This window comes from Streptomyces sp. NPDC048420 (genome assembly GCF_040651535.1).
Lineage (GTDB): Bacteria > Actinomycetota > Actinomycetes > Streptomycetales > Streptomycetaceae > Streptomyces.
This window is the reverse complement of sequence record NZ_JBEZKG010000026.1, coordinates 116,778-122,777: the sequence shown is the minus strand read 5'-3', so window position 1 is coordinate 122,777 and position 6,000 is coordinate 116,778. Positions and strand designations below refer to the sequence as shown.

6 protein-coding genes and 1 pseudogene are annotated in these 6,000 nt (G+C 68.2%); 5 read left to right on the top strand and 2 right to left on the bottom strand.

Translation table 11 applies throughout. The features are described 5' to 3' along the window. Both AB0D34_RS37795 and AB0D34_RS37790 read left to right on the top strand, forming a co-directional pair. A partial coding sequence (locus AB0D34_RS37795; RefSeq protein ID WP_362670300.1) for an ATP-binding protein occupies positions 1-1,413 on the top strand: 1,413 nt, incomplete at its 5' end. Next, a complete protein-coding gene (locus AB0D34_RS37790; RefSeq protein ID WP_362670297.1) occupies positions 1,410-1,760 on the top strand; it encodes a UBP-type zinc finger domain-containing protein in 351 nt (116 codons plus the stop codon). The genes AB0D34_RS37795 and AB0D34_RS37790, both read left to right, overlap by 4 nt. Before the next feature lie 32 nt (positions 1,761-1,792). On the opposite strand, the gene AB0D34_RS37785 is transcribed toward AB0D34_RS37790, so the two are convergent. Both AB0D34_RS37785 and AB0D34_RS37780 read right to left on the bottom strand, forming a co-directional pair. Further along, on the bottom strand, positions 1,793-2,122 hold the full coding sequence (locus tag AB0D34_RS37785) for a hypothetical protein (RefSeq protein WP_362670295.1): 330 nt from the start codon (positions 2,120-2,122) through the stop codon (positions 1,793-1,795). Continuing rightward, a pseudogene (locus AB0D34_RS37780) lies at positions 2,102-2,241 on the bottom strand (IS3 family transposase); the annotation flags it as partial. The gene AB0D34_RS37785 and the pseudogene AB0D34_RS37780, both read right to left, overlap by 21 nt. A 320-nt stretch (positions 2,242-2,561) precedes the next feature. On the opposite strand from AB0D34_RS37780, the gene AB0D34_RS37775 reads away from it, so the two are divergent. The 3 genes from AB0D34_RS37775 (at position 2,562) to AB0D34_RS37765 (ending at position 5,889) form a co-directional block, all read left to right on the top strand. Beyond that, on the top strand, positions 2,562-3,137 hold the full coding sequence (locus tag AB0D34_RS37775; protein WP_362670292.1) for a TetR/AcrR family transcriptional regulator: 576 nt from the start codon (positions 2,562-2,564) through the stop codon (positions 3,135-3,137). 168 nt (positions 3,138-3,305) lie between these two features. Beyond that, a complete protein-coding gene (locus AB0D34_RS37770; RefSeq protein ID WP_362670289.1) occupies positions 3,306-4,184 on the top strand; it encodes an alpha/beta hydrolase in 879 nt (292 codons plus the stop codon). Positions 4,185-4,872: 688 nt separating this feature from the next. Beyond that, positions 4,873-5,889 carry an NAD(P)/FAD-dependent oxidoreductase gene (locus AB0D34_RS37765; protein ID WP_362670319.1) on the top strand — a complete coding sequence of 339 codons (1,017 nt, stop codon included), beginning with the start codon at positions 4,873-4,875 and terminating at the stop codon, positions 5,887-5,889. Positions 5,890-6,000 lie beyond the last annotated feature (111 nt).

Here is a 6,000-nt window from a genome sequence, read left to right as displayed (position 1 = left end):
TTTCTCTTCGAGAAGCTGAACGCCGAGCAGCTCGGCAGGCTGTGCGGCGAGGGACGGGTCGAACTGTTCGACCCCGGGCCGGTGTTCACCGAAGGCGACCCGGCGACCTGCTTCTACGTGATGATCGAGGGCACGCTCGTCATGTCGCGCCGGGTGGGCGGCGACGACATCGAGGTGAGCCGCACGTCCCAGCCAGGGGTGTACGCGGGGGCCGTGATGGCGTACCTCTGGGACGGAAAACCGCAGCGCTACATGAACTCGGTGCGGGTGTCGGAGCCGACACGGTTCTTCGTGCTGCCCGCCCAATCGTTCGCGAACCTCATCCACGAGTGGTTTCCGATGGCGGTCCATCTCCTGGAGGGGCTCTTCCTCGGTTCGCAGGCCTTCCAGCGGGCCGTCGGGCAGCGCGAACGGCTGCTGGCGCTGGGCTCGTTGTCCGCAGGCCTCACCCACGAGCTCAACAACCCGGCCGCGGCGGCCGCACGGGCCACCTCCTCGCTCAGGGACCGGGTCGCGCACATGCGCAACAAGCTCGGCGTCATCGCCTCGGGCCCCTACCACCGCGACGCCCTGAAGGCCCTGGTCGACCTCCAGGAGCGTACGGCCGAGCGGGCCTCCAAGGCGCCGGCACTGAGCCCGCTGGAGGCGTCCGACCGGGAGGACGAACTCGCCGACTGGCTCGACGACCACGGTGTCTCAAACGGCTGGCAGATCGCGCCGACCTTCGTGCAGGGCGGTCTCGACGTCGGCTGGCTGGAGCAGATCGCGGCGGCCGTCGACGAGCAGGAACTCCTGCAGAGTGCCATCGAGTGCCTCAACTACACGGTCGAGGCCGAGCTGTTGATGTCCGAGATCGAGGACTCCACGGCCCGGATCTCCCATCTCGTCGACGCGGCCAAGCAGTACTCGCAGCTGGACCGCGCGCCCTACCAGGTCGCCGATGTCCACGAACTCCTCGACAGCACCCTGCTGATGCTGTCCGGGAAGATCGGGCAGCAGATCAAGGTCGTCAAGGAGTACGACCGGACCCTGCCGAGGATCCCGGCCTATCCCGCCGAACTGAACCAGGTGTGGACCAATCTGATCGACAACGCGGTGCAGGCCATGAACAGCGTCGGCGGGGAAGGGACGTTGACCGTACGCACCGCTCTGGTGCACGACCGGCTGCTGGTGGAGTTCCGGGACACCGGGCCAGGAGTCCCGCCGGACATCCGCGGGCGGATCTTCGATCCCTTCTTCACCACCAAACCGGTGGGCGAGGGGACGGGGCTGGGGCTCGACATCTCCTGGCGGATCGTCGTCAACAAGCACCACGGGACGCTTCAGGTGGAGTCGACACCGGGCGACACCCGCTTCCAGGTGCTGCTTCCGCTGACCGCCGTGGACAACGACACGACCGAGGAGCCGGAATGACCGACGTCAAGGGGATCGACCCGAGCGTGCCACCGAGCGGGGACGGGTGTGTGGAGTGCGATGCTGCTGGTGGCTGGTGGTTCCATCTGCGGCGGTGCGCGCAGTGCGGGCACGTGGGGTGCTGTGACTCCTCTCCAGGGCAGCACGCGACCGGGCACTTCCGGGACTCGGGGCATCCCCTGGTGCAGAGTTTCGAGCCGGGTGAGGAGTGGTTCTGGAACTTCGAGACGTCCGAGCTCTACGAGTCCGGTCCGGCCCTGGCTCCCCCGGCCGCCCACCCTGCCGACCAGCCCACGCCGGGACCGGCGGGGCGCGTGCCGGCGAACTGGTCGGACACACTGCGCTGAGCCTGGCCGACCAGGGCTGTCAGTGGTGGACGTCAGGATTCATCTGTGCCGCGGAACCTGTTCGGCACTCCACTCATCGGCCGATCGCGATGCCCCTGCCGCAGCTCCACGGTGCCAACGACGGCGGCATCCTCCCCCCGCAGGTCGACGACCGACATCGGTTCGCCGCCCCGCACGCGCTGGAGGTCGTCCCCGACGTCGGTCACTTCCTGCACGTCGAGACCACCGGGCTGGGCGGACTTGGCATGGCGTGTTGCGGACCGCGGGATGGGGCGGATCTCCGCCCGGTGACCGGCAATGCAACCGTCAACCCGGTTGGTCAGAGCGTCAGGTGCATCCTGCTCGTCGATGACGGCGACCATCAGCCGTTGCGGGGGGCGAGCTCCCCGACGAAGAAAGTTGTGGCCGCCTTCAGGATCGCCACGTCCTCACGCAGCCGACGGTTCTCCGCCCGCAGCCGGCGGATCTCCCCGTTCCCCTCATCGTGACCCCCGGGCTCCTCGCCGCCGTCAATCCGTCAGCACCGGCGCGGTATTTGGTCGGGTACCGGCACGGTGCTACAGCCTCAGCCGGACGGCTGGGCCCTCAGCTTGGGATCCATCTTCTTCGGCACGACATGCGTCCTTCCACCTCAGAAAGATGCGGCACCGAACCGGCCCCTACCTGGTCCACGCGGAGTCTCGATCAGTCCGTGTCTCTGACCCGTCGTCTTCCATCCGGGGAGAGGACCTCACTGATCTTCGGCGTCGGCCTGGACCCAAGTATTTGACCTACAGGTCAAATACTTGCTACGGTAGAGGCATGGGAAGACCGAAGAGCTTCGAACCGGACGCGGTCATCGCGCAGGCGATGGAGACGTTCTGGACCAAGGGCTACACCGACACCTCCCCGGCCGACCTCGTGGAGGCGACCGGGGTGGCCAAGGGCAGCCTGTACCACTCGTTCGGCTCCAAGCGCCAGCTGTTCGACAAGGCGCTGCACCACTACAGCCGGATGCAGGCCGAGCGGGCCCTGGAGTGCCTGGCGCAGCCGGGTACTGCCAAGGAGCGCATCCGCGCCTACTTCGCGCTGCTGATGGACGCGGACCTGGACGGACCGGTGCGCCGCGGGTGCCTGGCCCAGAACACGGTCGGCGAGCTCGGGGGGCGCGACGCGGAGGTCGCCCGTACAGTGCACCGCTTGCAGGAGGGCGTGATCGAGCTGTTCGCCGCCCGCATCCGGCAGGGCCAGCGGGATGGTGACGTCGACGAGGACGTCGATGCCCAGGCGCAGGCGATGCTCCTGCAGACCACTCTCGCCGGACTGCGCGTCATGGCCAGGACGTTCGACCGGCCGGCACTGTACCGGATCATCGACACATCCCTCGCGGGCCTCTGAGACACAACTCTCCGAGCGCCGGGCCTTTTTACGCCCTGATTTTCGACCCCGAGGTCAAGAATTTGTCGTTCTTCACGCCGTCATCCGAATCCTGATCAACTTCACAGACCGAACAAATCAGGAGAATGCCCGCACTTGGGCGTGCTCCTCACCTGAAAGGACAAGACCATGGAACGCACCGAGTTTCCCGACGCGACGTACACGAGGACCTGGAGCAACGGCCGCGGGGAGGTGCGGTTCTTCACTCGCGCCGACGGCTCGCGGCTGCGCTACTACACCGTGGGCACCGGCCCCGCCCTCGTGCTGATGCACACCGTGCGCGGCCAGCTGGACTACTTCCAGCGGGTGATCCCGCAGCTGTGGGACCACTACACGGTCTACGCGCTGGATCTGCCCGGGATGGGATGGTCCGACATCGTCCCCGGCGCACAGTACGAGGAGCCGCAGCTGCGTGCCGCGGTCGTCGAGTTCGTCCGCGGACTGGACCTGCACGACGTCACCCTGTCGGGAGAGTCACTCGGGGGCGCTCTGTCCCTGTCGGCATCGATCGACCTGAAGGACCGGGTCGGCCGGGTCGTGGCGTTCAACAGCTACGACTACCCCGAGGGCGGGAAGCGGGGGAACTGGATCGCCCGCGTGATGATAACCGCGGTGCGGATGCCCGTGCTGGGCCCGCTGTTCGCCACCGTCGAGCCGCTGCCCGTCCTGCGGGCCATCCTGCGGGGCGGCTACGTCGACAAGAGCAAGCTGCCCGAGGACTTCCTCGCCGACCTGTCCCGAAGCGGCCGCCGCAAGGGCTACGACAAGGTGTCCCGAGCCGTCTTCCGCAGCCTCGAGGGATTCGACCGGGCCCGCGAGCGTTATCCGCGCGTGTCGGCACCCGTCACCCTCGTCTACAGCGAGAACGACTGGTCCAAGCCCGCCGAACGAGACCGCGTGGCCAACGCGCTGACGGACGTCCACCGCATCACCGTGCCCCGCACCGGCCACTTCTCCGCCTTGGAGCACCCAGACGAGATGGCGCGGATCCTGCGCGACGCCGCCTGACCCCAAACGACCGGCACCCCCGCGCCCCTCCCGCCCAGACATGAGGAAGCGCCACGACTCAGGCCGTCCCCCACCTCGGCTTCGCCGGCATCTACAGGCCCGAAACCATCGAGCGGTTCGGCCTGCCGCCTCCGGCATGCTCACCGAACGGGCGTCGTCGCGGTGGGGGATGTACGTGAACGCCGCCTTCGCGGCCCGCGCCATGATCGGTGCAATGCGGCTGCCGGCCAAGCCCGTGACCGCCTAGAAGCCCAAACTCAATACTGCGGGCATCGTCGTGGTGAGCGGGGGCCGACCTGCCGTGCTTGACAACCCAGTACAGAACCGCCTAGGTTTCTGACTGTCCAGTACACAACGGTTCTGAGCTCACCGGACAGGGTGCGTGGACGCCTGGCGCGATTGAGGGCAACCCATGCCTTTGAGCTCCTCCGCGCCGCCCGGCGTCGCGACGCCTTCCCGGGCCGGCAAGGCCCGGTCTGATCCCCTCGATCCTGGCGACGGCGAGTTTCATCGCCGTACTGGATCTGTACATCACGAACGTCCCAAGCAAACGGGGTCGGACTCTCCACAACAGCCCAAGACGGTCGCCGACCACAGCCTCGGCTTCCTGAACAGCTGACCCCTCTCAAACCAACCCAGAACTCGAAGGGCTGACCGAACCATGACTGACAAGGAAAAGCAGGAGACCATGACTGTGACGACTCCTGCGGACGCGAGCGACGCACTGGCCGAGGGGACCGTCGACGTGGTGGTGATCGGTGGGGGTGCCGCGGGGCTGAACGGTGCACTGATCCTCGCCCGCTCCCGCCGCTCGGTCGTCGTGATCGACAGCGGCTCCCCGCGCAACGCGCCTGCGGAGGCCGTGCACGGCCTGCTCGCGCTGGACGGCACCCCGCCGTCCGAGATCCTCCGGCGGGGCCGGGAGCAGGTGCGCCAGTACGGCGGACGCGTCGTGTTCGGCGAGGTGGTCTCGGCCGAGCCTGCCGCCCCGTCGGCGGACGGGGACCTGCGGTTCGCCGTCACCCTGGCCGACGGCCGCAGCATCACCGCCCGCCGCATCCTGGTGGCCACCGGCGTGAAGGATGTGCTGCCGGAGGTGCCCGGGCTCGCCGAGCACTGGGGGCACAGTGTGGTGAACTGCCCGTACTGCCACGGCTGGGAGGTGCGCGACGAGCCCATCGGCATCCTCGCCACCGGCACGGCCTCCATCGGCCACGCGTTTTTGTTCCGTCAGCTGACCGAGGACCTGACCTACTTCACCCACGGCACCGACCTGGACGAGGACAGCCGCGCCCGCTTCGCCGCCCGCGGCATCCGCGTCATCGACACCCCGGTCACCGAGGTCGTCAACGACACCGACGGTGCCCTCGCCGGGGTGCGCCTGGCCGACGGCCAGGTCGTGGCCCGCCGCGTCCTCGCGGTCGTCACGCAGATGCAGGCCCGCACCCAGGGCCTGGAAGGTCTGGGCCTGCCGGTGCAGGACCTGCCGACGGGCCGCACTTTCGCCTCCGGCCTGGCCGGCACCACCGAGGTGCCGGGTGTGTGGGTGGCCGGCAACGCCACCGATCCGGTCGCCCAGGTCGGGGCCTCCGCAGCGGCCGGCGCACTGGCCGGCGACTACATCAACAGGACGCTGGCCACCGCGGACACCGACGCCGTCCTCCAGGCAATCGCCGAGGCAAGCCCCACAGCGGCCACACGATGATCTCCAAGCCCTGAGATCTCAGCCCGCCACCCAATCACCTCACCTTCACCGGCGAGAAAACCGATCTGCTTTCCCGTCTGGAAACTGATCAGTTTCCAGACGGTTTTCCGT